General features: G+C 75.6%; 22 protein-coding genes. 12 read left to right on the top strand and 10 right to left on the bottom strand.

What is annotated here, in order from left to right; translation table 11 throughout:
• Positions 1-43: 43 nt before the first annotated feature.
• Entirely contained in the window at positions 44-487 is a 444-nt protein-coding gene (locus EDF32_RS02440) for a hypothetical protein (protein ID WP_148061552.1), read from the top strand.
• On the opposite strand, the gene EDF32_RS02435 is transcribed toward EDF32_RS02440, so the two are convergent.
• The 3 genes from EDF32_RS02435 to EDF32_RS02425 all read right to left on the bottom strand — a co-directional run bounded on the left by EDF32_RS02435 (position 453) and on the right by EDF32_RS02425 (position 7,962).
• Entirely contained in the window at positions 453-4,478 is a 4,026-nt protein-coding gene (locus EDF32_RS02435) for an FtsK/SpoIIIE domain-containing protein (protein ID WP_123306933.1), read from the bottom strand. The genes EDF32_RS02440 and EDF32_RS02435 overlap by 35 nt on opposite strands.
• 98 nt (positions 4,479-4,576) lie before the next feature.
• Entirely contained in the window at positions 4,577-7,138 is a 2,562-nt protein-coding gene (locus EDF32_RS02430; protein ID WP_123306932.1) for an ABC transporter permease, read from the bottom strand.
• Positions 7,138-7,962, bottom strand: coding sequence for an ABC transporter ATP-binding protein (locus tag EDF32_RS02425; protein WP_123306931.1), 825 nt, complete (start codon positions 7,960-7,962; stop codon positions 7,138-7,140). Before EDF32_RS02425 ends, EDF32_RS02430 begins: the two co-directional genes overlap by 1 nt.
• Before the next feature lie 884 nt (positions 7,963-8,846).
• On the opposite strand from EDF32_RS02425, the gene EDF32_RS14820 reads away from it, so the two are divergent.
• Positions 8,847-9,224 carry a hypothetical protein gene (locus EDF32_RS14820; protein ID WP_233565635.1) on the top strand — a complete coding sequence of 126 codons (378 nt, stop codon included), beginning with the start codon at positions 8,847-8,849 and terminating at the stop codon, positions 9,222-9,224.
• A 137-nt stretch (positions 9,225-9,361) separates the two neighbouring features.
• On the opposite strand, the gene EDF32_RS02415 is transcribed toward EDF32_RS14820, so the two are convergent.
• Positions 9,362-10,087 (bottom strand): response regulator transcription factor, encoded by a 726-nt coding sequence (locus EDF32_RS02415; protein WP_123306930.1) that lies wholly within the window; start codon positions 10,085-10,087, stop codon positions 9,362-9,364.
• Positions 10,088-11,428, bottom strand: a complete 1,341-nt coding sequence (locus tag EDF32_RS02410) for a sensor histidine kinase (RefSeq protein WP_123306929.1) — start codon at positions 11,426-11,428, stop codon at positions 10,088-10,090.
• A 180-nt stretch (positions 11,429-11,608) separates the two neighbouring features.
• Between EDF32_RS02410 and EDF32_RS02405 the strand changes: the two genes are divergently transcribed.
• From EDF32_RS02405 to purE, 4 genes are all read left to right on the top strand, one after another.
• A complete protein-coding gene (locus EDF32_RS02405; RefSeq protein ID WP_123306928.1) occupies positions 11,609-12,295 on the top strand; it encodes a response regulator transcription factor in 687 nt (228 codons plus the stop codon).
• A 21-nt stretch (positions 12,296-12,316) separates the two neighbouring features.
• Positions 12,317-13,651, top strand: coding sequence for an ATP-binding protein (locus tag EDF32_RS02400; RefSeq protein WP_123306927.1), 1,335 nt, complete (start codon positions 12,317-12,319; stop codon positions 13,649-13,651).
• Between the two features lie 119 nt (positions 13,652-13,770).
• Entirely contained in the window at positions 13,771-14,958 is a 1,188-nt protein-coding gene (locus EDF32_RS02395) for a 5-(carboxyamino)imidazole ribonucleotide synthase (RefSeq protein WP_233565679.1), read from the top strand.
• Positions 14,955-15,497: a 5-(carboxyamino)imidazole ribonucleotide mutase gene (gene purE, locus EDF32_RS02390; RefSeq protein WP_123306925.1), complete on the top strand. Its 543-nt coding sequence runs from the start codon at positions 14,955-14,957 to the stop codon at positions 15,495-15,497. Before EDF32_RS02395 ends, purE begins: the two co-directional genes overlap by 4 nt.
• Positions 15,498-15,549: 52 nt before the next feature.
• Here the strand turns inward: purE and EDF32_RS02385 are convergent, their stop codons facing one another.
• Together EDF32_RS02385 and EDF32_RS02380 are read right to left on the bottom strand one after the other, a co-directional pair.
• Entirely contained in the window at positions 15,550-16,974 is a 1,425-nt protein-coding gene (locus tag EDF32_RS02385; protein ID WP_123306924.1) for an LCP family protein, read from the bottom strand.
• 7 nt (positions 16,975-16,981) lie between these two features.
• Positions 16,982-18,262 (bottom strand): LCP family protein, encoded by a 1,281-nt coding sequence (locus tag EDF32_RS02380; protein WP_233565634.1) that lies wholly within the window; start codon positions 18,260-18,262, stop codon positions 16,982-16,984.
• 130 nt (positions 18,263-18,392) lie between these two features.
• On the opposite strand from EDF32_RS02380, the gene EDF32_RS02375 reads away from it, so the two are divergent.
• From EDF32_RS02375 to rfbB, 4 genes are read left to right on the top strand one after another with little or no spacing between them, the layout of a single operon-like run.
• A complete protein-coding gene (locus tag EDF32_RS02375; RefSeq protein WP_123306923.1) occupies positions 18,393-19,391 on the top strand; it encodes a glycosyltransferase in 999 nt (332 codons plus the stop codon).
• Positions 19,384-20,229: a glycosyltransferase gene (locus EDF32_RS02370; protein WP_123306922.1), complete on the top strand. Its 846-nt coding sequence runs from the start codon at positions 19,384-19,386 to the stop codon at positions 20,227-20,229. The genes EDF32_RS02375 and EDF32_RS02370 overlap by 8 nt, the downstream gene beginning before the upstream one ends.
• Before the next feature lie 37 nt (positions 20,230-20,266).
• Positions 20,267-21,439, top strand: a complete 1,173-nt coding sequence (glf, locus tag EDF32_RS02365) for a UDP-galactopyranose mutase (protein ID WP_123306921.1) — start codon at positions 20,267-20,269, stop codon at positions 21,437-21,439.
• Between the two features lie 21 nt (positions 21,440-21,460).
• Positions 21,461-22,456 (top strand): dTDP-glucose 4,6-dehydratase, encoded by a 996-nt coding sequence (rfbB, locus tag EDF32_RS02360; RefSeq protein WP_123306920.1) that lies wholly within the window; start codon positions 21,461-21,463, stop codon positions 22,454-22,456.
• Between the two features lie 135 nt (positions 22,457-22,591).
• On the opposite strand, the gene EDF32_RS02355 is transcribed toward rfbB, so the two are convergent.
• Entirely contained in the window at positions 22,592-23,236 is a 645-nt protein-coding gene (locus tag EDF32_RS02355) for a dTDP-4-dehydrorhamnose 3,5-epimerase family protein (protein ID WP_123306919.1), read from the bottom strand.
• A 98-nt stretch (positions 23,237-23,334) separates the two neighbouring features.
• On the opposite strand from EDF32_RS02355, the gene rfbD reads away from it, so the two are divergent.
• Entirely contained in the window at positions 23,335-24,183 is an 849-nt protein-coding gene (gene rfbD, locus EDF32_RS02350; protein WP_123306918.1) for a dTDP-4-dehydrorhamnose reductase, read from the top strand.
• On the opposite strand, the gene rfbA is transcribed toward rfbD, so the two are convergent.
• Positions 24,180-25,064, bottom strand: a complete 885-nt coding sequence (gene rfbA / locus EDF32_RS02345) for a glucose-1-phosphate thymidylyltransferase RfbA (RefSeq protein ID WP_123306917.1) — start codon at positions 25,062-25,064, stop codon at positions 24,180-24,182. The two genes, rfbD and rfbA, sit on opposite strands and share 4 nt — an antisense overlap.
• A 43-nt stretch (positions 25,065-25,107) precedes the next feature.
• Complete coding sequence (locus EDF32_RS02340; RefSeq protein WP_123306916.1) at positions 25,108-25,881, bottom strand: TIGR03089 family protein; 774 nt, start codon at positions 25,879-25,881, stop codon at positions 25,108-25,110.
• Between the two features lie 236 nt (positions 25,882-26,117).
• On the opposite strand from EDF32_RS02340, the gene EDF32_RS02335 reads away from it, so the two are divergent.
• The gene (locus EDF32_RS02335; RefSeq protein ID WP_199734808.1) at positions 26,118-26,381 is read left to right on the top strand and encodes a WhiB family transcriptional regulator; all 264 of its coding nucleotides are present in this window, start codon (positions 26,118-26,120) and stop codon (positions 26,379-26,381) included.
• Positions 26,382-26,403 lie beyond the last annotated feature (22 nt).

Here is a 26,403-nt window from a genome sequence, read left to right as displayed (position 1 = left end):
TCACACCTCGGCGTCGGTGCAGGTCAGGCGTATCGTGCTGCCCGTGCCACCCACCTCCCCTTCCGCCGCCGAGCCCTCGGGCGCGCCCGGGCTCCGCCGCGCGCCGGCCGGGCTGCGCGTCGTCGTCGCGGGGGCCGCGCTGGAGGTGGCGGCCCTCGTCGCCGCCGCGGGCTACGCCCTGTGGCGCGTGGTGGGCGGCGACGACGTGTCCGTGGGGCTCGCGCTCGGCCTGTGCGTCTTCGCCCTGGGCTTCGCGGCGATCCTGGCGGGCTGCACGCGCGCCCTGCTGCGCGGGAGGCGGGCCGGGCGTGCCCCGGTCGCCACGTGGCAGCTCCTGCAGGGGATCGTCGGCGTGACCGCGGTGCAGGGCGGCGCCCCCGCGTGGGGCGTGCCGGCCGTCGTCGTCGCCGCGGTGGTGCTGGTCGCTCTGATGCTGCGGCCGGTCGTCCAGGTCACGGCGGGGACGTCGCGACCTGCAGGTGGGTGACCGACCCCCGGTCGAGCAGCACCCCGCGGCCGGGCCTGCGGGGGACGACGGCCGACGCCGGCGTCGGGCGGGCGCCCAGGACCTCGAGCAGGCCCCGCTCGGGCGGTCCGAGCACCAGGGCGCGGCGCGCGGCGCGCAGCTCCGCCAGCGCACCGCGGTGGGCGCCGAGCACCGCGGCGGGCGTCGTCCCCGCGACCACGCCCACCCCCTGACGCACCAGGGCCGCGACCCGCTCCGCCCCGTCCGGGTCGCGCAGCGCCAGCAGGTCCAGGTCGTCGACGACGAGCACGCCGGTGACCACGGCGGGTGCCCGGTCGGATGCCGCGTCCGGCCACCGCGGCCCGGGGAGGTCGCCCACGATGCCGAGGAGCCGGCCGTCGCGCGCGAGGGCCGCGGCCACGACGCCGAGCGCCGTGGTCCGCCCTGAGCCGGGGGCCCCGACCACGACGGCGCCCGCCGCGACGTCCAGCGTCACCGGGCCGGCGGCGTCGCCGCCGAGGCCGAGGACCACCCGGTCGGCAAGGCCGCGCCCGTCCCGGGGCAGGGCACCGGCCTCGACGCGCTCCGGCACGGCGGCGAGCCGCGTCGGTGCGGGCGGCGCCCCGGCGCCCCGGCGGGCGCCCGGGACGGGTCCCGGACCGGGTCCTGGGCCCGGGCGCGCCACCTGGCACGCCGTGGCCGGGACGTCTTCCGCGCGCGAGATCCACACGCCGCGCCCGGGCGGCCCGCCCTGACCGGCGAGCGCCGCCGGGATCCCCGCGGCGACGTCGTCGTGCCGGTCCGCTGAGCCGAGGACGAGGCGCGCGCCGAGGGCCGGTACCCAGCGCTGCAGCGCTGACGCGGTGCCGGTGACCGCCAGCGGCGTGCCCGCGCGGAGCAGGGCGTCGACCAGCTCCGGCCCGCCGGGCACGGTGGCGAGCTGCTCGAGCAGCACGGGGAGGTCGTCGACGAGCAGGACGGGCCGCGGGCCCTGCCCGCCCGTCGCGAGGAGGAGGTCGACGAGGCGGGCGAGGCGGGCGACGTCGTCGGGCGGGAGGACGGTGCCCAGCCCCGGTGACACGGGGAGCAGGGAGCGGAGCCCCGGTCCGGCGACGGCGTGGACGTGGTGGCCCGCGGCGAGCAGCCCGTGCGCGAGCGAGGCGAGCGCGGTCGTCCGCCCGGACCGGGGCCGGCCGAGGATCCCGAGCGGGCCGGAGCCCGGCCGCCAGCCCAGGACGACGTGGCGCTGCTGCGCGGGCCGGTCCCCGAGGGCGAGGGGAACGGTCCCGGGCGGCAGGTCGTCCGCGTCCCGCGGGTGCGCGGCCAGGGCGCGCAGGTCCAGCGCGCCGGGCAGGGGCGGGGCCCAGAGGGGCCGGGCCGGGGGCGCGGCGCCGGGCCGCGGGGCGGCGTCGCGCACGAGGGCGACGAGGTCGAGGTCCCCGCGGGGAGCGTCGCGGAGCGTGTCGGGATCGGCGGTGAGGTCACCCGGGGCGCGTGCCGCCCAGCCGGGCGCCCGGCGTACCCCGGGCCGCGCGCGGCGCCGCGGGCCGTCGACCAGCGCGCACTGGAACGCCACCGCCGCCGCGTCGTCGGTGCGCGCGACCGCCCGCCCGGGCGTGGACGGGGAGATGCGCGCCGCGTCGGGCACGCCGACGACGTCGCTCGAGTCCGCGCGGTCCACGGTCCGCAGGGCGATGCGCAGCGGGACGTTCGCCCGGATCTCGGCGTTCACCGCGCCCGCGGGCCGCTGCGTCGCGAGCACGAGGTGCATGCCGAGCGCGCGTCCCTGGGCCGCCAGCCGCAGGAGCGAGGGGAGGAGGTCGGGCAGGTCCTCGGCGAGCGCCCGGAACTCGTCGATCACGACGACCAGGCGCGGGAGCGTCCCGGGCGGCAGCTCGTCGAGGTGCGTCGCGCCGTGGCGTGCCACGACGCGCTCGCGCCGGGTCAGCTCGGTCCGGATCCCGGTGATCGCCCGCGCGGCGGAGCCGGGGTCGAGGTCGGTGACCGTGCCGACGACGTGGGGCAGCGTCGCGCAGCGGCCGAAGCCCGTGCCGCCCTTGAAGTCGACCAGCGCGAGCGCGAGCCGGTCCGGCGGGTAGCGCAGCGCGAGGCCGAGCACGAGCGAGCGGAGCAGCGCCGACTTCCCGGCGCCCGTGGTGCCGGCCACGAGCGCGTGGGGCCCGGCGGCCAGGTCGAGCGTGAGGAGGCCCGCCGCCGTCCGGCCCAGCGGGACCGTGAGACCGCGCTCGTCGCGCGCCAGTGCCCAGCGTGCACGCACCCACCCCGCGTCCGGGTGGTCCGGCGCGTCGAGGACGTCGGCGAGGCAGACCTGCCGGGGGATCCGGGGGTCGGCGGGCTCGGCGGCGGCCGCGTCGTCCCCCGGCGTCCCGGCGACGACGGCCGGGCCGGCGAGGAGGACGGCCGGGCCACGCCCGGCGGCGCTCGCCCCGGCCAGCGACCGGGCGAACGACTCCGCCCACGCCGCGCTCACCGCACCCAGCCGGCCTGTCGCGCGGCGACCCCCGGGCAGCGTCCACGACACGGTGGGCACGGTTCCGGTGGGCACGGTTCCGGTGGGCACGGTTCCGGTGGGCACGGTTCCGGCGTGCACGGTGCCGGCGTGCACGGGGTCGCCCGTGCCGACGACCGTGCGGCACCACGCCGGCACCTGGTCGGGCCGGCGCGCGACCACGACGAGGGTCGCGCCGGGGCGGGCCTCACGCCAGCGGACGAGCGCGGACGAGCGCGCGAGGTCGTCGTCGTCGTCGACCACGAGGACCGTGGCCGGGTCCGCGGCCGGCGGGACGCCGCGCGCCCGGCGGCCGCCGACCCAGCGCAGCCACGCCCACCCGAGGGCGGCCGAGCCGGCGCACACGACGTGCGCGCCCTCGCACACGAGCCCCGCGACCAGGGCGCGGGCGACGCCCCGGGCGTGCGGTCCGAGCACCGCGACGGAGCGGTCCGGCAGCGCGCCGGCCACGCGGGCGGGCACGCGTGCGCCCGGCGGCCGGGGCGCGCCCGGCGGCGACGCGGCACCGTGCGCCGACGCGAGCGCGGTCAGCAGCAGGTCAGCCGGCTCCGCGAGGGGTGCCGTCCCGTCCCGGCCCGGGGAGGGGGCGGCGGGGCGCGCGCCGGTGTCGGATTCGCGGCGTCGGCGCAGCCCGCGTGCCGCCCGGGGCCCGAGCAGGACGAGCGGTCCCACGAGCGCGACGAGCAGCAGCAGAGGGTGCCCGAGCGCGACGGCGAGCGCGGCCGAGCCCGCCGCGGGGACGAGCGCCGTCGTCAGCAGCGTCGAGACCCCGGGGCCCGCCGGCGCCGATGCGTGGACCGGCGCCGTCCCGCCCCCGCCGGCCCGGTCGGGGCCCGCGGCGTCCGCCGCGTCCGCGGCGCGGCCGGGCAGGCCCCACGCCTGCACGTCGGGCCGGACGCGCAGGCGCAGGACCGCCCCGTCGACGAGGAGCTCGCGCCCCGGCCGCCACCGGGACCCCGGCGCCGCCCGGCGGCTCCGGCCGCGGTCGCCGCGCACCCACCGGGCGCGGCCGGTGTCGAGGACCCGCACGGTGCGCCGGCCCGCGCGGACCCGGATCCCGTGGACGAGGGTGGTGCGCCGCGCGGGGACGGCCAGGAGGTGGCCGGCGTCGGGCCCCGCGACGACGGCGACGTGCCACGCCGCGGCGAGCACGCCGGACCCGTCGGCCGGGCCGGGCGGAGCCGCGGGGCGGGGGCACGTGGTGAGCGTCGCGCCCGGGACGAGCGGGTGGACGCCGACGACCTGGTCGTCGGCGAGCGGCGTCGGCGGCACGGCGGCGTCGCCGAGCGCGACGAGCGCGTCATGGTGCAGCTCGGGCCGGGCGAGGACGCGGGCGAGGTCGCGGCGCAGCTCCCCGAGCCGGCGGCCGGCGGGCAGCAGCACGTCCTCCTGCGGGCGGACCGTGACCCGGACGTCCCGGGCATGGACCTCGGGTGCGCGCGCCGGACCGCCGGCATCGGTGGTGCTCGTCGCGGTGCTCACGGCTGGAGCCTGGCGGGCCGCGCGGTCGGACGCCCGGCCCGCGGCCGCGCCTGTGGACCCCGTCGGCATCCACAGGCGCGGCGCGGTGCCGCGGCGGCTCAGTCCACCGCGAGCGCGGCGACGGGCGACGTGCGGGCCGCCGTCCGCCCCGGGACGACGCTCGCGACCAGCCCGGCGAGGACCGCGACGACGAGGACGATCCCGAGGTCGCGCCACGGCACCGTGAGGGCGACGTCGCCCATCACCGACAGCGCGACGGCCGACCCCGCCCACCCGTAGGCGACCCCCAGCACGGAGCCGGCGACGGCGCCCACGAGCGCGACGATCACCCCCTCGACGGCGAGCATCCCGCGCAGCTGTCCCCGCGAGAGCCCGATGGCGCGCAGCGTCGCCGACTCCCGGCGCCGCTCCAGCACCGACAGCGAGAGCGTGTTCGCCACCCCGACGACCGCGATGACCACCGCGACGCCCAGCAGGCCGACGACGACGGCCAGCATCGTGTCGATCGCGGACTGCAGGCTCGCGCGCTCCGCGACGGGGCTCACGACGGCGACCGGGACGTCGTCGACCGCGTCCTGGACGTCGCCGACCACCGCCTGCGGGTCGGCGTCGTCCGCGACCCGTGCCCACAGGTCGGACGTCGCGGCGCCGGGATCGATCGACCCGAGCGTCGCGGGCGTGACGTACAGGGTCGAGCCCTCGGACGCGACGTCGACGACGCGCGCGGTCAGGTCGACCGGGCCGCGGGCCCCCGTCACCGTGACGGTGTCGCCGTCCGTGACGTCGTAGCCCTTCGCGTCCCCGGGCGTGAGCAGCACGTCGCGGTCGGTCAGCGCCTCGAACGCGGCGGCCGCGTCCTGGTCGCGCAGGACCCGCGCGGCGTCCGACGCCGGCAGGGCGAGCAGCGAGACGCTCGCGCTCGTGCCGCTCAGCGTGACGTCCGCGGTCACCCCGGACACGGCGACGGCGTCGCTCACCCCGTCGACGGCGCCGACGGCCGCGAGGTGCTCGGGGGTGAGGGCCGCGGCGTCGTCGGCCGAGCCCGCGCCGACCTGCGCCCGGTCGCCCTGCACGTCGACGTCGACGGGGTAGTGCGCGTCGAGCTCCGAGGTCAGGGAGGTGCGGGCGCTCGCGGCGCCCGTGGACATCATCGTCACGAGGGTGACCCCGATGAGCAGGGCGGCGCTCGTGGCGGTGGTGCGCCGCGGGTTGCGCAGGGTGTTCGCCGCGGCGAGCGACCCGCTCGCGCCCGTGCGCGCCGCGATGCGCCCGACGAGCGCCACCAGCCGCGGCACCCAGAACACCGCACCGACGAGGAGGCCGACGAACGACGCCGCGCCCCCGAGCACGCCGGCGGCCAGGCCCGGGCCGACGAGGTCGTGGGCCCCGAGCAGGACCCCGCCGGCGAGCAGGGCGACCCCGCCCACGACGAGCAGGGCGGCGACCACGAGCCGGACCCGGCCCCCGGAGCGGGCGCCCGACGGCGCGGCCGCCGGGCGCAGGGCCTCGAGCGGGGCCACGCGGGTGGCGGCGCGGGCAGGGGCGAGGGACGCGACGACGGTGACCGCGGTGCCGACGGCGAGCGGGACCAGGACCGCCGCCGCCGTGACCGAGACGGTCGCCGGGAGCGGGACGCCGAGGTCGAACCGGCCCGCGACCGCCAGCGCGGCCTGGCACAGCCCGGCGCCGACGACGATCCCCGCGACGGAGGCGGCCACCCCGAGGATGGACGCCTCGAGCAGCACCGACCGCGCGAGCTGGGCGCGGTCGGCACCGACGCAGCGCAGCAGCGCGAGCGTGCGCGCGCGCTGGGCGACGAGCACCTGGAAGGTGTTGGCGATGACGAGGGCGGCGACGACCAGCGCGACGGCCGCGAAGCAGAGGATCAGCCACGTGAAGACGTCCTGGTCGCCGGTCATGGACGCCGCCTTGTCCTTGGCCACCGCCTCGGTGGTCCGGACGGCGGCGTCGGGCACGGCGGCCTCGATCGCCGCCGTCGCGGCGGCGGGGTCCGCGGCGTCGTCCAGGGCGACGACCGCCTCGCTCCGCTCCGCGTCCGGCGCGAGCCGGGTCAGCGCCGCGGGGGTGACGACGGCGGCGCCGCCGGTCTCGGAGAACGCGCCGCGCGGGTCGTCCACGAGGCCGACGACCGTCAGGTCCTCGTGCTGCTCGGTGCCGGGGTCGGAGTCGTCGGACGCGTCGTAGACCCACGTCGTGGCCGTGATCGTGTCGCCCGTCCCGAGGCCGAACCGGTCGGCGAGGTCGGCCGGGAGCGCGATCTCGTCGTCCGCGGTGGGCAGCGCGCCCGCCGTGAGGGACTGCGGGTCGAACGCCCGGTCGGTGTCGGTGGCGACGACCGCCTGATAGGTGGTGCGGGCGCCCGAGCCGAGCTCGACGTAGCCGGTGCTCACGGGCTCGGCCGCGGCCACGCCGTCGGCCCCCGCGACCCGGTCGACGGGCACCGCGGACCCGTCGTCCGTCGAGACGACCAGGTCGGCGTCGGCGTAGCGGGCGGCGACCGTGCCGACCATCGTCGCGTTGATGACGGCCCCCGCGAGGAGGGTCGCGGTGACGAACGCCGTCCCGATGAGCACGGCGATGCCCGCGCCGCTGAGGCGCCCGATGCTGCGCCGCATCTGGGCCAGGGTGATCCGGACCATCAGGCGCGCACCTCCGCGCCGGGCGCGTCGTCGAGCGTGCGCAGGGCGTCGAGGCCGGCGAGGACCGACTCCGGGGTGGGGTCGCTGATCTCCCCGGCGATGCGGCCGTCGGCGAGCAGGACGACGCGGTCGGCGTACGCAGCGGCCGTCGGGTCGTGCGTGACCATGACGATGGTCCGGCCCAGCTCGCGCACGCTGCGGCGCAGGAACCCGAGCACCTCCGCGCCCGAGCGCGAGTCGAGGTTCCCGGTGGGCTCGTCGGCGAAGACGACGTCGGGCTTCGTGATCAGGGCGCGGGCGATGGCGACGCGCTGCTGCTGGCCGCCCGAGAGCTCGCTCGGGCGGTGGTCGAGCCGGCGGCCCAGCCCGAGGGTCTGCACCAGGGTGTCGAACCACGCCCGGTCGAGGGTGGCGCCCGCGATCTCGACCGGGAGCACGATGTTCGCCTCCGCCGTGAACATCGGCAGGAGGTTGAAGGACTGGAAGACGAAGCCGACGCGCTCGCGGCGCAGGTGCGTGAGCTGCTTGTCGCCGAGGGCGGTCACCTCGGTCTCGCCGAGGTAGGCGCGCCCCGACGTGGCGGTGTCCAGGCCGGCGAGCAGGTGCATGAGGGTGGACTTGCCGGAGCCCGACGGCCCCATGATCGCGGTCAGCTCCCCGGCGGCGAAGTCGACGTCGACGGCGTCGAGCGCCCGCACCTCGGCGTCGCCGGTCCCGTAGCGCTTGGACAGGGAACGGGCGCGGACGGCGGCGGTCGTCGTCGTGCCGGACTGCGGGCCGGGCCGCGAGCCGGGGTCGAGGGGGCGGTAGACGGTCGTGTCCACGGGGTCTCCAGGGTCTGGGTCTGACGGCGGGGGTCCGCCTGCACGACGACGCTAGGCAACGGCGGTGCGTCGCCGCGTCGGCCGGCGGGTGGGTCGGTGCAGGTGCGCGGTCATACCCAGGTCGTACGCGACCCCCCCTCGACGTGTCAGACCTGAGCCCCGGTAGGGCGGCTCCAGGGTCTGACAGGTTGCGTCCCGCTGGACTTGTCAGACCTGAGCCCCGGTAGGGCGGATCCAGGGTCTGACAGGTTTGCGCCCGGCAGCGGGCGTCCCCAGGTTGTGCGTCTCGCGCCCCCGTCCACAGGCGCCCGACGACGGGGCTCGCCGTCCGTCGTCGGGCGCGACGCTGAGCCCATGAGCGGTTCTGCCACGTTCTTCGACGACGTCCCCGGGCTCGCGCGCCGTGCGCGGACCCAGCACGGGGTCCTGACCCGCGCGCAGCTGCTGGACCTCGGGGTGACCCACCACCACGTCGACTGCCAGCTCGCGGCCCGACGCTGGCGGCTGGCGTCGCGCGACGTCGCCGTCCTGCACCGCGGGCCATGGACCCGTCCCGCGCGCCGGTGGATCGGGGTCCTCGGGGCGGTCCCCGGGACGGCGCTCGGGGCGTGGTCGGCGCTCGAGGTCTGGGGACTCGATCACTGGTTCCGCGAGCCGCTGCACATCGTCCTGGCCCGGGGGCAGAAGGCGGCCCGCCATCCGTGGCTCGTCGTCCACGAGTCCCGGCGCCCCGAGGCCGGGGACATCGTGCTTCGCGACGGCCTCCCGGTGCGGCGGCGTGGCAGCCGTCGTGGCGCACCGCCGTCGGGCTGCTCGCGGCGTGCGTCCAGCAGGGACTGGCGACGCCGGAGCCGCTGCTCGAGCAGGTCGAGCGGGTCGGGGGCGTGCAGCACCGCCGGGCGATGCAGCTCGGGCTGCTCGACTGCGCCGGGGGCTCGCAGTCGCTGGCCGAGATCGACCTCGTGCGCACGTGCCGCACGGCGGGCCTGCCGGCGCCCGAGCAGCAGGCCCGGCGCCGCGACTCCCGGGGGCGGTGGCGGTACCTCGACGCGCTGTGGCGGTGCCGACGGGGCAGCCTGTGGCTCGAGATCGACGGCATCGGGCACATGGAGCGCGAGCGCTGGTACGACGACCTGCTCCGGGAGGCCGAGGTCGGCGCACGTCAGGACGAGATCCGGATCCGGCTGCCGTCGTCGGCGGTACGGCACGACGGCGTCCGGGTCGCGGTGATCATCGCGCGCCACCTCCAGGCCCTGGCGTAGCGCGCGCCCGCGAGCTGTCAGACTCGAGCCCCGGCAGGGCGGCTCTGGAGTCTGACAGCTCGGGGCGCGAGATACTTGTCAGACTCCTGCCCCGGTGGGGCGGGGTGAGGGTCTGACAGCTCGGGGGGACGACGGCGTCACTCGCCCGGGCGGACCAGCCCCGCCTCGTAGGCGGTCACCACCGCCTGGACGCGGTCGCGGGCGCCGAGCTTCGCCAGGATGCGCCCGACGTGGGTCTTCACCGTCGCCTCCGCCACGTACAGCTCGCCGCCGATCTCGGTGTTGGAGCGCCCCCGCGCCATGAGCACGAGCACCTCGCGCTCGCGGTCGGTCAGCGACCCCACCGCCCGGTGCGCCGGCGTGTCCTCGCCGGCCTGCTGCTCCGCGGGCAGGGCCGTGACCAGGTGCTCGAGCAGGCGCCGGGTGGACGACGGCGCGATGACGGCGTCCCCGGCATGCACCGTCCGGATCGCGGCGAGCATCTCCTCGGGCGGCGCGTCCTTGAGCAGGAACCCGCTCGCGCCCGCGCGGATCGCCTCGAGCACGTACTCGTCCAGGTCGAAGGTGGTCAGGACGATGACGCGCGGCACGGGCACGGAGCCCGGGCCGGGGGTGTGGTCCGCGGTCAGGCGGGCCGTCGCGGCGAGCCCGTCCATGGTCGGCATGCGCACGTCCATGAGGACGACGTCGACCGCGTGGTCGGCGAGGAGCCGCAGGGCCTGGGCGCCGTCGCCGGCCTCGAGCACGACGGTCAGGTCCGGCTGGGAGTCGATGACCATCCGGAACCCCGCGCGCACGAGCTGCTGGTCGTCGACCAGCGCCACGCGGATCGATGCCTGCGGGGCAGAGCTGCTGCCGTCCACCTAGTCCTCCGTGCTCTGGGGAGTCCCCGCGCCGGGGGGCAGGGGGATCGAGGCGCGCACCGCGTACCCGCCTCCGGGCCGCGGGCCGGTCCGGAGCGACCCACCGTAGACGGCGACGCGCTCGCGCATGCCGACGAGCCCGAACCCGGCCGCCCCGGGCTCGGCGGCCGCGCCACGCCCGTCGTCGAGCACCTCGATCTCGACGGCCTCGGGGCGCCAGCGCACGAGCACCGTGGCGCCCGCGCCCGGCCCGGCGTGCTTCATCACGTTCGTCAGGGACTCCTGGCAGATGCGGAACACCGTCAGCCCGAGCCCCGGTGGCAGGCGTCGCCCGGTCCCGACCGTGACGACGGAGACGGGGGTGCCGCTCGAGCGGACCTGCTCGGCGAGCGTGTCGAGGTCCTCGACGCCGGGCTGGGGCCCGAGCTCCCGGAGGACCGGGCCGGTCCCACCGCCCGGCAGGTCGCCCGGCAGGCCGCCCTGCACGGTGCCCGACGACGCCCCGCCCACCCCCGCGCCCGGCTCGCCGCCACCCCTGCCCGCGCCGCCGAAGCCGCCGCCGACGCCGACGTCCCCGGGCCCGCCCGTGCGCAGCACCCCGAGCAGCCGGCGCATGTCGGCGAGCGCCGCGCGCCCCGTCTCGGCCACCACGCCCAGCGCGCGCTCGGCCACGGCGGGGTCCTTCGCCGCGGCGTACCGGCCGCCGTCGGCCTGGGCGATGATCACGGACAGCGAGTGCGCCACGATGTCGTGCATCTCGCGGGCGATCCGGGACCGCTCCGCGGCCGTGGCGATCTGGGCCTGCTGGTCGCGCTCGACCTCGAGGCGCCGGGCGCGGTCGACGAGCGCCTCGATGGTCTCGCGGCGCGAGCGGCGCAGCAGGCCGAACGCCCAGACGACGAGGAAGAAGAGGGTGCCGAACGCGGCGCTCCCGGCGGTCGCGGTCGCGAGGCCGCCGATCCCGGCGCGCCAGCCGAGCTCGACCCCGACCACGACGGAGCCGACGACGGCGGACGCCATCGCGGTCCGGTGCGCCCACACGGGTCCGTGCACCGTGACGGAGTAGAGGGCGACCGGCACGGCGACGTCGGCCGGCAGCACGGGCGCGCCGACGGCGAGGTGCGCGAGCGCGACCGCGTAGACGGCGACGACGGACGCGACCGGCCTGGTGCGCCGCCACGCGAGGGGCGTGATCAGCAGGACCGTCCACACGATCCAGTGCAGCCCGCCGGCGGCGGCGGAGAACAGGAGGAGGACGAACCCGAGGCTCGCCGCCGCGGCGGCGTCCACGGCCAGGCGGTGGTCCTCGGACCACGCGCCCAGACGCTCGAACCAGCCCATGCGCCCACCCTACGAGCGCCGCCGGGCGGGGCGCGTCGACCCCCGGGTGGACGCGCCGGACCCGCGCGTCAGCCCGGGGGAGGACGGCGTCCGGCGGTGCCGTGTCCGAGGCGCGAGATCCGGCGCTGGTCGGCGCCTGCGGGACGGACCGTGCGGGTGGGAATGCCCTAGCATGTGCAAATGACCCACGTACTTCTAGCGGAGGATGACCCCGCAATTGCCGAGCCGTTGGCCCGCGCGCTCACGCGCGAGGGTTATGACGTCGTCGTGCAGGGGACAGGTCAAGGGGCGGTCGACTCGGCGCACAGTGCCGACATCGTCGTCCTGGACCTCGGGCTCCCCGACATGGACGGGCTCGACGTGGCCCGCGAGATCCGCAACCAGGGCCTGACGACCCCGGTTCTGGTGCTGACCGCGCGCGCCGACGAGGTCGACCTGGTCGTGGGTCTGGACGCCGGCGCGGACGACTACGTGACCAAGCCGTTCCGGCTCGCCGAGCTCCTCGCGCGGGTGCGCGCGCTGCTGCGCCGCACGCACGTCGACGCGGTCGAGGAGGACGAGCTGCACGCGCAGGACGTGCGGGTCGACGTCGCCGCGCACCGCGCCTTCCAGGGCGAGCGCGAGCTCCACCTGACCACGAAGGAGTTCGAGCTGCTGCGCGTCCTCGTCTCGAACGTGGGCTCCGTCGTCGTGCGCGACGCGCTGATGCGGGACGTCTGGGGCTCGGAGCCGGTCGGGTCGACGAAGACCCTCGACATGCACGTCTCGTGGCTGCGCCGCAAGCTCGGGGACGACGCGACGTCGCCCCGCTACGTCTCGACGGTGCGCGGCCTCGGCTTCCGCTTCGAGGCCGGCGCCCCCGACTGACCCGACGGAAGCAGGCCAGGCATGCGTCGCAAGGTGCTGCAGGCGACCATCTCCGCCGTCGCGGTCGCCGTGCTGCTGCTCGGTTTCCCGCTCGCGTACCTCGGTGCCATGTACGTGGGCGACAACGAGCAGCGCGAGCTGACGGCCCGCACGGACTCGCTCGCGCGCGGTGTCGACTCGCGGATCGACGCGGGCGAAGAGATCCCGCAGAGCACGGTCGACAACGCCGCCGACGCCTCGGGGAGGCTGCCGGCGTCGGTGCTGGTCATCGACCCGGACGGGAACCGCATCGAGGGCGGCGACCCGATCGACGGCAAGGTCGTCTCCGACAGCCGGCGCACCGAGGACGGTGCGTTCATCACGGTCAGCGTCTCGTCCCTGCAGATCGCGCTCCGCGAGGCGCAGGTCGTGGTGCTCGTGATCGTCGCGTCGTTCGTGGCGTTCGTCGCGGGGATCAGCGTCGCGGTGTGGCAGGCGAACCGGCTGGCGGCCCCGCTGGTGTACCTCGCGGCGTCCGCCGAGCAGCTCGGCTCCGGGCAGGTCCGGCCCCAGCTGCAGCCCTCCGGGGTCGAGGAGATCGACCTGGTCGCCTCCGAGCTCGCCCGGACGGGCGACCGGATGGCGGGGCGCCTGGCGGCCGAGCGGCAGTTCGCGTCCGACGCCTCCCACCAGCTGCGCACGCCCCTGACGGCGCTGACGATGCGCCTCGAGGAGATCTCGATGGCGTCCGACGACGAGGCGATCCAGGAGGAGGCGCGCATCTCGCTCGAGCAGGTCGAGCGCCTCGTGGGCGTCGTCGACGACCTGCTGCGCCAGTCGCGCCAGGCGCAGGGCGGCACGACGGAGCCGGTCGAGCTCATGGACGTCGTACGCCAGCTCGAGGAGGAGTGGGTCCCCACGTTCACCAAGGCCCGGCGCGAGCTGGTGATCGACGTCCCCGAGGGCGAGAAGGTCCTCGCGACCCCCGGGGGGCTCGCCCAGGTGCTCGCGACGCTCGTCGAGAACTCCCTCAAGCACGGCGGGGGGACCACGACCATCCGGTCGCGTCCGAGCGGCCCGAGCGGCGCCGTCGTCATCGAGGTCGCGGACGAGGGCGAGGGCGTCCCCGAGGACCTCGCCCCGCACATCTTCGAGCGCTCGGTCACGTCGGGCGCCGGGACGGGCCTGGGCCTGTCGCTGGCCCGGGACCTCGCGGCGGCCGACGGCGGCCGGCTGAAGCTCTCCCAGCGGACGCCGGCCGTGTTCTCCTACTTCCTCGCCGGCGTGCCGCGCACCCTGGACGCGACCGCCGTGCTCCCGCGGGGCAGGGCGATCTCCTCGACCGGGACGCGCAAGGGCTGGTTCGGGCGTCCCTAGCGACCCCGGCCGGCCCGGGCGGCGCCCGGGGCGCGTGCCCGGTGCGGCTAGGCTTGTGGCCCGTGGCAACATCGCGCGTACCAGTGGTGGCAGTGGTCGGGGGCGGACAGCTCGCCCGGATGATGGCCCCGGCGGCCGGCGAGCTCGGGGTGCACCTGCGGGTGCTCGTCGAGGAGCGCGGCGGCTCGGCCGGGCAGGTGGTGGTGGACGCCCCCGTGGGGGCGGCGTCCGACGAGTCCGCGCTGCGCGCCCTGGTGGCCCCGGCCGACGGCGCCGCGGCCGACGTCCTGACCTTCGAGCACGAGCACGTGCCGAACGCGCTGCTGGCCGACCTCGTGGCCGCGGGAACGCCGGTGCACCCCGGCCCGGACGCCCTCGTGCACGCCCAGGACAAGATCGTCATGCGCGAGCGGCTCACGGCGCTCGGCGCGCCGTGCCCGCGGTGGGCGGCGCTGCCCGAGGACGAGACCGCGGCTCGCGTCGCGCTCGCCGCGTTCCTCGAGGAGTCCGGCGGCGAGGCCGTCGTCAAGACGTCCCGCGGCGGGTACGACGGCAAGGGTGTGCGGGTCGTGACGACCGCGCAGGGCGGGGCGGACCAGGTCGCCGGGTGGCTCGCCGGGGCGGCCGACGGCGGCCCGCGCCTCCTCGTGGAGGAGAAGGTGCCGTTCGTGCGCGAGCTCGCGGTGCTGGTCGCGCGGCGCCCGGGCGGCGAGGTGCGCACGTGGCCCGTCGTCGAGTCGGTGCAGCGCGGCGGGGTGTGCGCGGAGGTCGTGGCCCCCGCGCCCGGCCTGGACGAGGCCGACGCCGAGCGTGCGCGCCAGGTCGCCGTCGACGTCGCCGAGGGGCTCGGCGTGACCGGGGTGCTCGCCGTGGAGATGTTCGAGGTCGCGGGCGCCGACGGCCCGCGCCTGCTGATCAACGAGCTCGCGATGCGCCCGCACAACTCCGGCCACTGGACCATCGACGGCTCCGTGACGAGCCAGTTCGAGCAGCACCTGCGCGCGGTGCTCGACCTGCCGCTCGGCCAGACGCGGGCGACGGCGCCGTGGACGGTCATGGCGAACGTGCTCGGCTCCTCCCTCGAGGAGCTGACCGACGCCCTGCCCGCGGTGCTCGCCGCGTTCCCGGACGCGCGCGTGAACCTCTACGGCAAGGGCGTGCGCCCCGGCCGCAAGCTGGGCCACGTGAACGTCAGCGGCGACGACCTGGACGAGGTCCGTCGTCGGGCGCTGGCCGCCGCCGCGATGCTGCGCGGCGAGCAGCCCGCCACCGACCCCGAGACCGACCCCAGCCCGGAGGCATCATGACCACGCAGGACCCCGTCGTCGGCATCGTCATGGGCTCGGACTCCGACTGGCCGGTGATGCAGGCGGCGGCCGACGCCCTCGGCGAGCTCGGCGTCGGCGTCGAGGTGGACGTGGTCTCCGCCCACCGCATGCCGACCGAGATGATCGACTACGGCCGCGACGCCGCCGGGAGGGGCGTCCGCGTGATCGTCGCCGGGGCCGGGGGAGCGGCGCACCTGCCCGGGATGCTCGCCGCCGTGACTCCGCTGCCGGTGATCGGCGTCCCCGTGCCGCTGCGTCACCTCGACGGCATGGACTCGCTGCTCTCGATCGTGCAGATGCCCGCGGGCGTGCCGGTCGCGACCGTCTCGATCGGCGGGGCACGCAACGCCGGCCTGCTCGCCGCCCGCATCCTCGGCGCCGGGACCGACGACGCCTCGCTCGCCCTGCGCGCGCGGATGGCCGACTTCCAGGCGTCCCTGGCGGACCAGGCGCGGGCCAAGGGCGCCGCGCTGCGGGCCTCGCGCGCCGGCGCGACCACCACCGGCTTCAGCGCCTGAGCCGCCCGGGCTCGGGCCGGGCGGCTCGGCCCGCCGTCGGCTCAGCCCGCCGTCAGTTCAGACCGCCCACCGTGCTGCCCGCCTTCAGGTCGCCGTTCATGACGTCCTCGAAGAACTGGGGTGCCTTGTCGGGGTCCAGCAGGACCGTGGAACCCACGCCGCCCGGGCGATAGTCGGGGTCCGAGATCGGCGGGGTGCCCGTGACGCCGTCGGGCCCCGAGGCCCGGTTGAAGGTCAGGGCGAGCCTGCCGAGGTCGACCAGGCCGGCGTCCTCGTCGACCGAGACGGCGTCCGTGCCGGCGGTGATGAGGTCGACCTGCGTCCCCGGGTGCCACAGCAGCGAGGGCGTGATCGCCGCGTCCGCGATGGCGCCGATGACCTGGCGCTGCCGCTCGGCGCGGCCGATGTCTCCCTTGGGGTCCGAGTAGCGCATCCGCGAGAACGCGAGGGCGGTCTCGCCGTCGGCCATGTGGCAGCCCGACTCCCACTGGAGCCCGCTCTTCTCGTCGTCGACGTCGTAGTCGAGGCAGAGCTCGACGCCGCCGACGGCGTCCACGAGCTCCTCGACGCCGGCGAAGCCGACCTCGACGTAGTGGTCGACGGTCATGCCCGTGAGCTGCTCGACCGTCTGCACGAGCAGCGGGGCCCCGCCGTAGGAGAACGCCGCGTTGAGCTTGCCGGGGCCGTGCCCCGGGATGTCGTCGACGTAGGTGTCGCGCGGGAGGCTGATCAGCGACGCCGGGCCGTCCTTCGGCTGCTGCAGCAGCAGGATCGAGTCGGTGCGCGCCCCGCTCGTGCCGTCCTCGGAGACCGTGCCGTCGCGCTCGTCGGAGCCGGCGAGCAGGTAGGTCGTGCCGCTGGTGTCCTTCGCGCCGGAGAGCGCGTCGACGTGCTGGATCTTGCTGTTCGCCCAGATGATCAGGCCCACCGGCCAGGCCAGGAGCAGGATGACGACGAGCACCAGCACGAGGGCGACGACGCGGCCCTTGCGGATGCGCACGGTCGACCCGCCCGAGGGGCGCGAGGGCCCCTGCGGTGCGGACCCCTGCGCCGCGGACCCCTGGCGTCCGCCGGGGGGCGGCGCCGCGGCGGTCCGGGGCTGGCCCTGCGCGGCCGAGGAGTGGGGGGTGCTGCTCGCGCGGCGCGGCACCCGCGTGGGCTCGGGCTCCGCGGAGGCGCCCGCGCCGGCCGGCGGGTAGGACGTCGGGCGCGCGCCGGCCTGCGCCGGCCGGTCGACCTTCTGCTCGCCGGTGCTGCGGGTGGACTGGCGCACGATCCGGCTCGGGCCGGACCCGCGGTCGCCGGACGGGCTCGGCGGCCGCGGCACGACGGGCCGGGAGCCGGACCCGCCCTGCGGGCCGACGGCGATGGCGTCGTCGGTGCTGCGCGGACGGTTCGACCCGCCCGAGGGGGGTGTGAAGCTGGGCGGGACGGAGCGCGGCGCGCCGCCCCCGCCGGACCGGTCGTCGGTGGTCATCGTCGCGTCACCCGCAGACGGCGGTGACGTCGTCGGGCGTGAAGGCTTCCTTGCCGGCTTCCTTGGTCGCCTTCGGCTCGGGAGTCGTCGAGGCGGAGGCCGAGGGGGAGTCGCTCGCGGCGTCGTCCGGGTCCGCCGAGGGGGAGTCCGTGGCGTCGTCCTTCGTCGCGTCGCCGTCCTTCGTCGAGGCGCGCTCGGGCTCCGGGTCGACGATCGGCTTGTCGTCGACGAGGTTCTGCCACACGTCGTCGGCCTCGGGCGTCCACACCACCCGGTTCGGGTTGGACGGGTCCGCGGCGTTGGGGATCGTCATGAAGGTGATGCTGTCAGCCCGCACGCCGCGCAGGCTGTAGGCGAGGCCGGTGAGGTCCGGGACCGAGCCCAGGCCGTCGCTCACGGTCAGCGACGCGGTCGCGGCCGAGAGGAACTTGTAGAGCGCCGGGGCATCGGTGAGGAGGTTCTTGCTCAGCACCTGGCTCATGGTCGCGGCGAGGAGCTGCTGCTGGCGGCCGATGCGGCTGAGGTCGGAGCCGTCGCCGATGCCGTAGCGGGCGCGGGCGAACCCGAGCGCCTCCTTGCCGTCGAGCGTCTGCTCGCCGGCCTTGAGCTTGAGGTCCGCCTTCTTGTTGTCGATCGCCTCGGGGATGCACATCGGCACGCCGCCGACGGCGTCGACCATCTTCTCGAAGCCGGAGAAGTCGACGACGACGAAGTCGTCGATGTACAGGCCGGTCTCCGAGGAGATGGTGTTCATCGAGCACGCCGCGGCCGAGGCGATGTCGCCGCCGCGGTCGGCGCCGTAGGCGAAGGCGGAGTTGAACAGGTCGCGACCGCCCGGGATCTTCGTGCCCTTGCTCGTGGTGCACTCGGGGCGGTCGACCATCGAGTCGCGGGGGATCGAGACGAGCTCCACGCGCGAGCGGTCCGCGGAGACGTGCGCCACGATCGCGGTGTCGGAGCGCATCCCGCTTACGCCCTGGACCGCGAAGTCGGTGTTGTCGCCGCCGCGGTAGTCGGAGCCGAGCAGCAGGATGTTCAGGGGCGAGCCCGCGTCGGGGTCCGTGGGCGCCGGCTTCTTCACCTCGCCGCGCATGTCGTCGCTGACCGTGGCGGTGGTGATGTTGCCGCTGATGCTCTGGGCGACGGCCACGCCACCGACGCCGACGAACACGAGGACGCCGGTCAGCGCCAGGCCGATGCGTCGCGCCGCGCCGGCGCGGTGCAGGGAGCGCGCGTGCGCCGGTCCGCGGGGTCGGTGCGTCGTCTGCGCACGGGTCTGGTCAGCCACGGTCCACGAGCATAGGGTGCGGCGGCGGCGGAGTTGCGGGCCGGCCGCACCGAGGCGGTGGAGGACTTGTGCAGAAGCGGTCCGTGGTGCCGGTTCGGGTCCCGGGGCCGTCTCCCGGTACCCTGCGACGATGCCCCAGGACACTGCAGCGGACGCCGCGACGCCCTTCGCCCCCACGACGCCCCGTGTCGTGGCGGTCGTCGTCGCCTTCGACCGCGAGGAGCTCCTGCGGGCGGCGCTCGACGCCCTCGCCGACCAGACCCGGCCCGTCGACGCCGTGCTCGTCGTCGACAACGCCTCGACCGACGGTACGGCGCGGGTCGCGGCGGAGCACCCCTCCGGCCCGCGGCTGCTGTCGCTGTCGCGCAACACCGGCGGTGCCGGAGGGTTCGCGGTGGGTCTCGCGGTCGCGCTCGAGCAGATGGGCGCCGAGCTCGTCTGGCTGATGGACGACGACACGATCCCCACGCCCACCGCGCTCGAGGTCCTCCTGCGCGCGCGCGACCAGCACGTGGGCGACGTGGCGCTGCTGGGCAGCCGCGTCGTGTGGCACGACGGCCGCGAGCACCCGATGAACACGCCGCGCCGCCGCCCCGGCGCGCACCAGGCCACGATCGTCGAGGCGCAGGGCGCCGGCGCGATCCCCGTGCGCTCGTCGTCGTTCGTCTCGATGCTCGTCGACGCGGGTGCCGTGCGCGCCCACGGGCTGCCCGTCGCGGACTACTTCATCTGGAACGACGACTTCGAGTTCTCCTGCCGTCTGCTGCGCCGCGCGACGGGCCTGCACGTGGCGGGCAGCGTCGTCGAGCACCGGACCAAGGTGTTCGGGTCCACGGACGTGGACCCGGGCGAGCGCTTCTACTTCGAGGTGCGCAACAAGATCTGGCTGCTCACGCGCAGCGGCGGCCTCAAGCCCGCCGAGCGCGTGCTCTACACCGGCTCCTCCCTCGTGCGCTGGGCGCGGACCTTCGTGGGCTCCGCCGACCGCGGGGTCCTCGTGCGCAGCGGGGCCAAGGGGCTGCGCGACGGCGTCCTGCGCGGTCCCCAGCGCACCGCCGACGTCCTCGCCGGGCTGGGCCGCGCGTCCGACGACGTGCGGGCCGTCGAGCGGGCGGCCGGACGTGCCTGAGGAGTTCTCCGTACTCCTGCCCGTCTACGACGGCGACTCTCCCGACTTCCTGGAGCGGTCCTTCACGTCGGTGACCACCGAGCAGACGCTCGCGCCCGCGGAGGTCGTGATCGTCCGCGACGGCCCCGTGCGCACCGAGCTGCAGCGGCTGCTGGACCGGCTGCGCCGCACGAGCGAGGTCCCCGTCGTGGTCGTCGAGCTGGAGCGCAACGTCGGCCTCGCCCGGGCGCTCGAGGCCGGTCTCGCGCGCTGCGCGCACGAGGTCGTCGCCCGCCAGGACGCCGACGACGTCTCCCGGCCCGAGCGGTTCGCCGTCCAGGTGCCGATGGTCAGCGGCGGCGACGGTGGTGCGGACGGTGGGGCCGACGTCGTCGGCTCCGCGATCGAGGAGTTCGTCGTCGAGTCCGAGGGCGGCCTGGTCCGGGTCCCGCCGGTGGGGCAGGCGGAGATCGTGCACCACGCGCGGTTCCGCTCCCCGTTCAACCACCCGTCGGTCGTGTACCGGCGCTCGGCCGTGGCGGCCGCGGGCGGCTACGAGGACCTGCCGCTCATGGAGGACTACTGGCTCTTCGCGCGGATGATCGAGAACGGTGCCCGCGTCGCGAACGTCGACCGGCCGCTGGTCCTGTACCGCGTCGGCGCCGGGGCGTACGCGCGCCGCGGAGGCACGCGGCTGCTGCGCTCGGAGGTCGAGCTGCAGCGTCGCATGTGGCGCACGGGGATGACGTCGTTCTGGACCTTCGCGCGCAACGTCGTGGTCCGCGGGGGATACCGGCTGACGCCGGAGGTCGTGCGGAGGCGGGCCTACCGCGCCGTCGTCCGCCACGACGCGGACTGAGCCCTACAGTGATGGGCGTCGATCGAGAGGAGTGGGTGTGGACGTCGACCTGGTGGTCGTGGGCTCGGGGTTCTTCGGGCTGACCGTGGCCGAGCGGGTCGCCGCCGAGCACGGGCGCAAGGTGCTCGTGATCGACCGGCGCGAGCACATCGGCGGCAACGCCTACTCCGAGGACGACCCCGAGACCGGGATCGAGGTGCACCGCTACGGCGCGCACCTGTTCCACACGTCGAACGAGCGCGTGTGGCGCTACGCCAACCGCTTCACGGCGTTCACCGGCTACGTGCACCACGTGTACACCACGCACCGCGGCGAGGTGTTCCCGATGCCGATCAACCTGGGGACGATCAACCAGTTCTTCCGCTCGGCGCACGGCCCCGACGCGGCGCGCGCCCTGGTCCGCGAGCAGTCGGCGGAGCTCGGCGACCGGACGCCCGCGAACCTCGACGAGCAGGGCGTCTCGCTGATCGGGCGGCCGCTGTACGAGGCGTTCATCCGCGAGTACACGGCCAAGCAGTGGCAGACGGACCCGCGCGAGCTGCCGGCGTCGATCATCTCGCGCCTGCCCGTGCGCTACACGTACGACAACCGGTACTTCAACGACACGCACGAGGGTCTGCCCGTCGACGGGTACACCGCCTGGCTCGAGCGGATGGCGGACCACCCGAACATCGAGGTGCGCCTCGGGACCGACTTCTTCGACGAGACGCAGCCGGTGAACAAGCGCGCCGTCGTCGGGAACGTGCCCGTCGTGTACACCGGGCCCGTGGACCGCTACTTCGACGGCGCCGAGGGGCCCCTGTCCTGGCGCACGCTCGACTTCGAGCGCGAGGTGCTGCCCGTGGGCGACTTCCAGGGCACCACGGTGATGAACTACGCCGACGCCGACGTCCCGTACACGCGCATCCACGAGTTCCGCCACTTCCACCCCGAGCGGGACTACGTCAAGGACAAGACGGTGATCATGCGGGAGTTCTCGCGGTTCGCCGAGCCCGGGGACGAGCCGTACTACCCGATCAGCACAGCCACCGACCGCGCGCGGCTGCTCGCCTACCGCGAGCTCGCCCAGGGCGAGCGGGACGTGCTGTTCGGCGGACGGCTCGGCACCTATCAGTACCTCGACATGCACATGGCCATCGGGTCCGCGCTGTCGATGGTGGACAACAGGATCGCCCCGCACTTCGCGTCGGGCGAGTCGCTGACGGCCTGAGCGCCGAGAAAGAGGCAGAACATGCGAGTTCTCGTCACCGGCGGCGCCGGGTTCATCGGGACCAACTTCGTGCGGCAGACCGTCCGCGAGCGCCCGGACGCGCAGGTGACGGTCCTCGACCTGCTCACCTACGCCGGCGACGCCCGCAACCTCGAGGGCCTCGACCGGGTGCGGCTGGTCCGCGGCGACGTGGCCGACGCCGCGGTGGTCGACGGGCTCGTCGCGGACGCCGACCTCGTGGTCCACTTCGCCGCCGAGTCGCACAACGACAACTCCCTGACCGACCCGTCGCCGTTCGTGCGGACGAACGTCGTCGGCACCTTCACGCTGCTCGAGGCGGTGCGCCGCCACGGGGTGCGCTACCACCACGTCTCCACCGACGAGGTGTACGGCGACCTGGAGCTCGACGACCCGGCGCGGTTCGCAGAGTCGACGCCGTACAACCCGTCCTCGCCGTACTCGTCGACAAAGGCCGGAAGCGACCTGCTCGTGCGGGCGTGGGTCCGCTCGTTCGGCGTCGCGGCGACCATCTCGAACTGCTCGAACAACTACGGGCCGTACCAGCACGTGGAGAAGTTCATCCCGCGCCAGGTCACGAACCTCGTCGACGGCGTGCGACCCAAGGTCTACGGCGCCGGGGCCAACGTGCGCGACTGGATCCACGTGGAGGACCACAACGCGGCGGTGTGGGCGATCATCGAGCGAGGGCAGATCGGGGAGACCTACCTCATCGGGGCCGACGGCGAGAAGTCCAACCTCGAGGTCGTCCGCGCCCTGCTGGGGATCTTCGGGCGTGACGGCGACGACTTCGACCACGTCACCGACCGCGCGGGCCACGACCTGCGCTACGCGATCGACTCGACGCGGCTGCGCACCGAGCTCGGCTGGGCGCCGCGCTTCACGTCGTTCGACGACGGCCTCGCCGCGACCGTGGACTGGTACCGGGCGAACGAGGACTGGTGGCGGCCCGCGAAGGCCGCGACCGAGGAGCGGTACCGCGCGGCGGGCCACGCCTGACGCGCCGTTCCTCCGAGGTTGTCAGACCTGGGCTCCGGTATGGCGGGGCCGGAGTCTGACACGTCGGTGACCTCGCGGGTTGTCAGACGTGGGCCCCGGTATGGCGGGGGGAGGGTCTGACAGGTGCGTGGGCGGTCAGGCGGGTGTCGGGTCCTCGTGCGCCCGACGACGCAGCCCCGCCACGTAGGCCTCGACCGTCCCGGCGTCGGGCAACGTCCCGGCGGCCAGCGCCTGCGCGAGCGTCGGCGCCACCTCGTCCTTCGCGGACAGCTGCGGCACGAGCGGCGAGCCGTCGCGCGCCGTGGTCGGCCACTCGATGCCCAGCTCCGGGTCGAGCGGGTGGATGCCGTGCTCGCGCTCTGGGGCGTACCCGGACGAGCACAGGTACAGCACCGTCGAGTCGTCCTCCAGCGACATGAAGGCGTGTCCCACGCCCTCGGGCAGATAGATCGCGCGGCGGTCCACGTCGTCGAGCAGCACGGAGTCCCACTGCCCGAACGTCGGCGACCCCACGCGGATGTCGACCGCGACGTCGAGGACGGCGCCCTTGGGGCACGTCACGTACTTGGCCTGCCCGGGCGGGATGTCGGCGAAGTGCACGCCGCGCAGCACGCCGGCGGCCGAGACCGAGAGGTTGGCCTGCTCGAGGCCGAACGCGTGCCCGGCGGCGCCCGCGAACGAGCCGGCCGTGAACCACTCGAGGAAGACGCCGCGCGGATCGCCGAACTGGCGCGGTGTGAGCTCGTAGGCTCCGGGGACGGACAGCTCGCGGATCTGCATGAGGGCTCCTTCGTCGGCGGCGGCGGTCCACGATATCCCGCTACGCTGGCGAGCCGGACCGTCGACGGTCCGCAGGGACGAGCACGGGGGAGCAGAACGTGAAGTGGATCGTCGTGGGTGCCCGGGGGATGCTCGGCCAGGACGTGACCGACCTTCTCGGGTCGCGGGGCGAACAGGTGCACGCGCTCGGTCGGCAAGAGCTCGACGTGCTGGACGCACCGGCGGTGGCCGCCGCGCTCGAGGGCGCGGACGTCGTCGTGAACTGTGCCGCGTACACGGCGGTCGACGCGGCAGAGGACCACGAGGCCGACGCGTTCGCGCTCAATGCCGTCGGTGCCGCCCACGTCGCACGGGCCGCGGCGGCGCACGGCGCTCGGGTCGTCCATGTCTCCACGGACTACGTGTTCGACGGAGCTGCCAGAGCTCCGTACGGCGAGGACGCTCCGATCGCGCCGTCGTCCGCCTACGGCCGGACGAAGGCGGCGGGCGAGTGGGCAGTGCTTGCCGCCTCCGCGCAGAACATGGTCGTGCGCACGGCGTGGCTCTACGGTGCCGGTGGCGGCTGTTTCCCGCGGACGATCGTCCGGGTCGCGCGCGAGCGCGGCGGCGTGGCGGTCGTCACCGACCAGATCGGGCAGCCGACGTGGACCCGCGACGTGGCGGAGACGATCGCCCGGCTCGTCGAGGCCGACGCTCCCGGCGGGATCTACCACGCGACGTCGTCGGGCGAGGCGTCGTGGTACGAGTTCGCGCGTTCCGCCGTCGAGGCGGCAGGGCTCGACGCCGACTCCGTGACTCCCGTGACGAGCGAGTCGTTCGTCCGACCGGCACCCCGCCCCGCCTACTCGGTCCTGGGGCACGAGCGGTCGCGTGGCGCCGGCGTCGAGCCGATCGGGGACTGGCGCGATCGGTGGGCTCTCGCGGCGAGCGAGGTGCTCGCCGGCTAGAGGCGTCCGTCCCAGCTCGCGTGCTCGAGCAGGCCGAGCAGATAGGTGCCGTAGCCCGACTTGACCAGTCGCTCCGCCCGCTCGCGGAGCCCCTCATCGGTGAGGAACCCTTGACGCCAGGCGATCTCCTCGGGTGCCCCGATCTTCAGTCCCTGCCGGTTCTCGATGGTGCGCACGTAGTCGGCCGCGTCGAGCAGCGAGTCGAAGGTCCCGGTGTCGAGCCAGGCCGTGCCGCGCGGGAGGACCTCGACGTTCAGCCGGCCCTGATCGAGATAGTGGCGGTTGACGTCCGTGATCTCGTACTCGCCGCGGGGCGAGGGCCGGATGGTCCGTGCGACCTCGACGACGTCGTTGTCGTAGAAGTACAGCCCGGGCACCGCATAGCTCGAGCGGGGATGGTCGGGCTTCTCCTCGATCGAGAGCGCGCGCCCCGATCGATCGAACTCGACGACCCCGTAGGCGCGCGGCTCGGACACCCGGTAGGCGAAGATGGTTCCGCCGTCCGGCTCCGCGTGGCGCTGGAGCTGGGAGCCGAGACCCGGTCCGTAGAAGATGTTGTCGCCCAGCACGAGCGACACGGAGTCGTTCCCGATGAACTCGGCACCCAGGACGAACGCCTGCGCGAGCCCGTTCGGCTGCTCCTGCACGGCGTAGTCGATCGAGATGCCGAACTGCGACCCGTCGCCCAGCAGCCGTCGGAACTGCTCGGCGTCGTGCGGCGTCGTGATCACCAGCACGTCGCGGATGCCGGCAAGCATCAGCGTCGAGAGCGGGTAGTAGACCATCGGCTTGTCGTACACCGGGACGAGCTGCTTGCTGACGCCCTGGGTGACCGGGTGCAGCCGGGTGCCGGAGCCGCCGGCCAGAATGATTCCGCGCATGGTGAGTCATCATGCCGCATCGGCGCCACGCCGGTCGGCCAGATCAGGCCAACAGGTCGAGAGTCACCCGCTCGCCGTCGACGAGCCTCGCGCGCCGTGCGGCGTCGGCGCGCAGCGCGCCGGCGGTTGCGGGGGAGACCAGGACGACCGAACCGTCGCCCGCGAGGACGCCGACGACGGTGAGCAGCACCTGTGCGGGCCCGGCCGCGCCCGCGTCGAGCAGGACGCGGGCGCCGTCGGGAACCCCAGCGGTGCGCGCGGCGACCTTGATCAGGTCGCGGTGGACGACGATGTCCCCGTCACCCTCGTCGGTCCGGTCCAGCGCGGGGGAGGCGGGGTCGGTGTCCGGCGCCCAGCCGATCCGGTCGCCGTAGGTCATCACGGCCGACGCCGCGTCGATCGCCCCGGGGGGCAGGTCCCCGTCGAAACGGCGCGCCAGGGCGGGCAGCGCCACGGCGACGACCTCGGCGGTGCCGGTGCCGGTGGCGGCCCGGGGGCCCGACCAGGCGTCGGGCCGCGTCGTGACGACGACGTCCGCGGGCTCGGCGGCGGTGAGCGTCGCGCCGCAGCGCCACGCCGCGAGGGCCCAGACGAGCGAGCGCCAGTGCGCGGGCAGGTCCAGCACCACCCGCGTGCCGGGTGCGGCGTCGAGCTCCTCGACCAGCAGGTTGGTGCACTTGCTGACCCAGTTCTCCAGTACGGCGCCCGAGAGCTCGATGCGCTCGCCGTCGTCCCCGTACCAGGTGATGCGCGGCGCGCCCGGCGCGCGCGAGAGGGCCTGCAGGAGCGTGGCGACGGAGGCGGGGAAGGCGGGCATCTCGTCAGCGTAGAGGTACGTACCGGATGAAATCGGTGCACAGCACGATGTCGGCACGCCGATAGCACACCCTCCGTTTGACGGAGGCGGATGACACGCGTGTAATTCTCAGTAAGCAATTTCCACGCGGAGATGAGGGGCGCATCATGTGGAACGTTCTGGACGGTAGTGATGGGGACTTCCCCAGCGACGTGGGGCACCGGCCCGCGGTCGAGCAGCAGGGGCAGCTTGCCCCGGTGCTCCCGCTGTTCGGGCAGGCGCAGGACGAGATCGACGAGACCCTGCTCGGCTGGCAGGAGCGCGCCCTGTGCGCGCAGACCGACCCGGAGGCGTTCTTCCCCGAGAAGGGCGGGTCGACGCGAGAGGCCAAGAAGGTCTGCGTCGGGTGCCCGGTCCGCCAGGAGTGCCTGGAGTACGCGCTGGAGAACGACGAGCGCTTCGGCATCTGGGGCGGGCTCTCCGAGCGGGAGCGCCGCCGGCTCAAGCGCCAGGTCGTCTGAGCGCCGCAGCGACACACCGGGC

It is taken from the genome of Cellulomonas sp. PhB143 (assembly GCF_003752595.1).
Lineage (GTDB): Bacteria > Actinomycetota > Actinomycetes > Actinomycetales > Cellulomonadaceae > Paraoerskovia.
The sequence above is the reverse complement of the archived record's forward strand: the minus strand, read 5'-3'. Positions and strand labels throughout refer to the sequence as shown.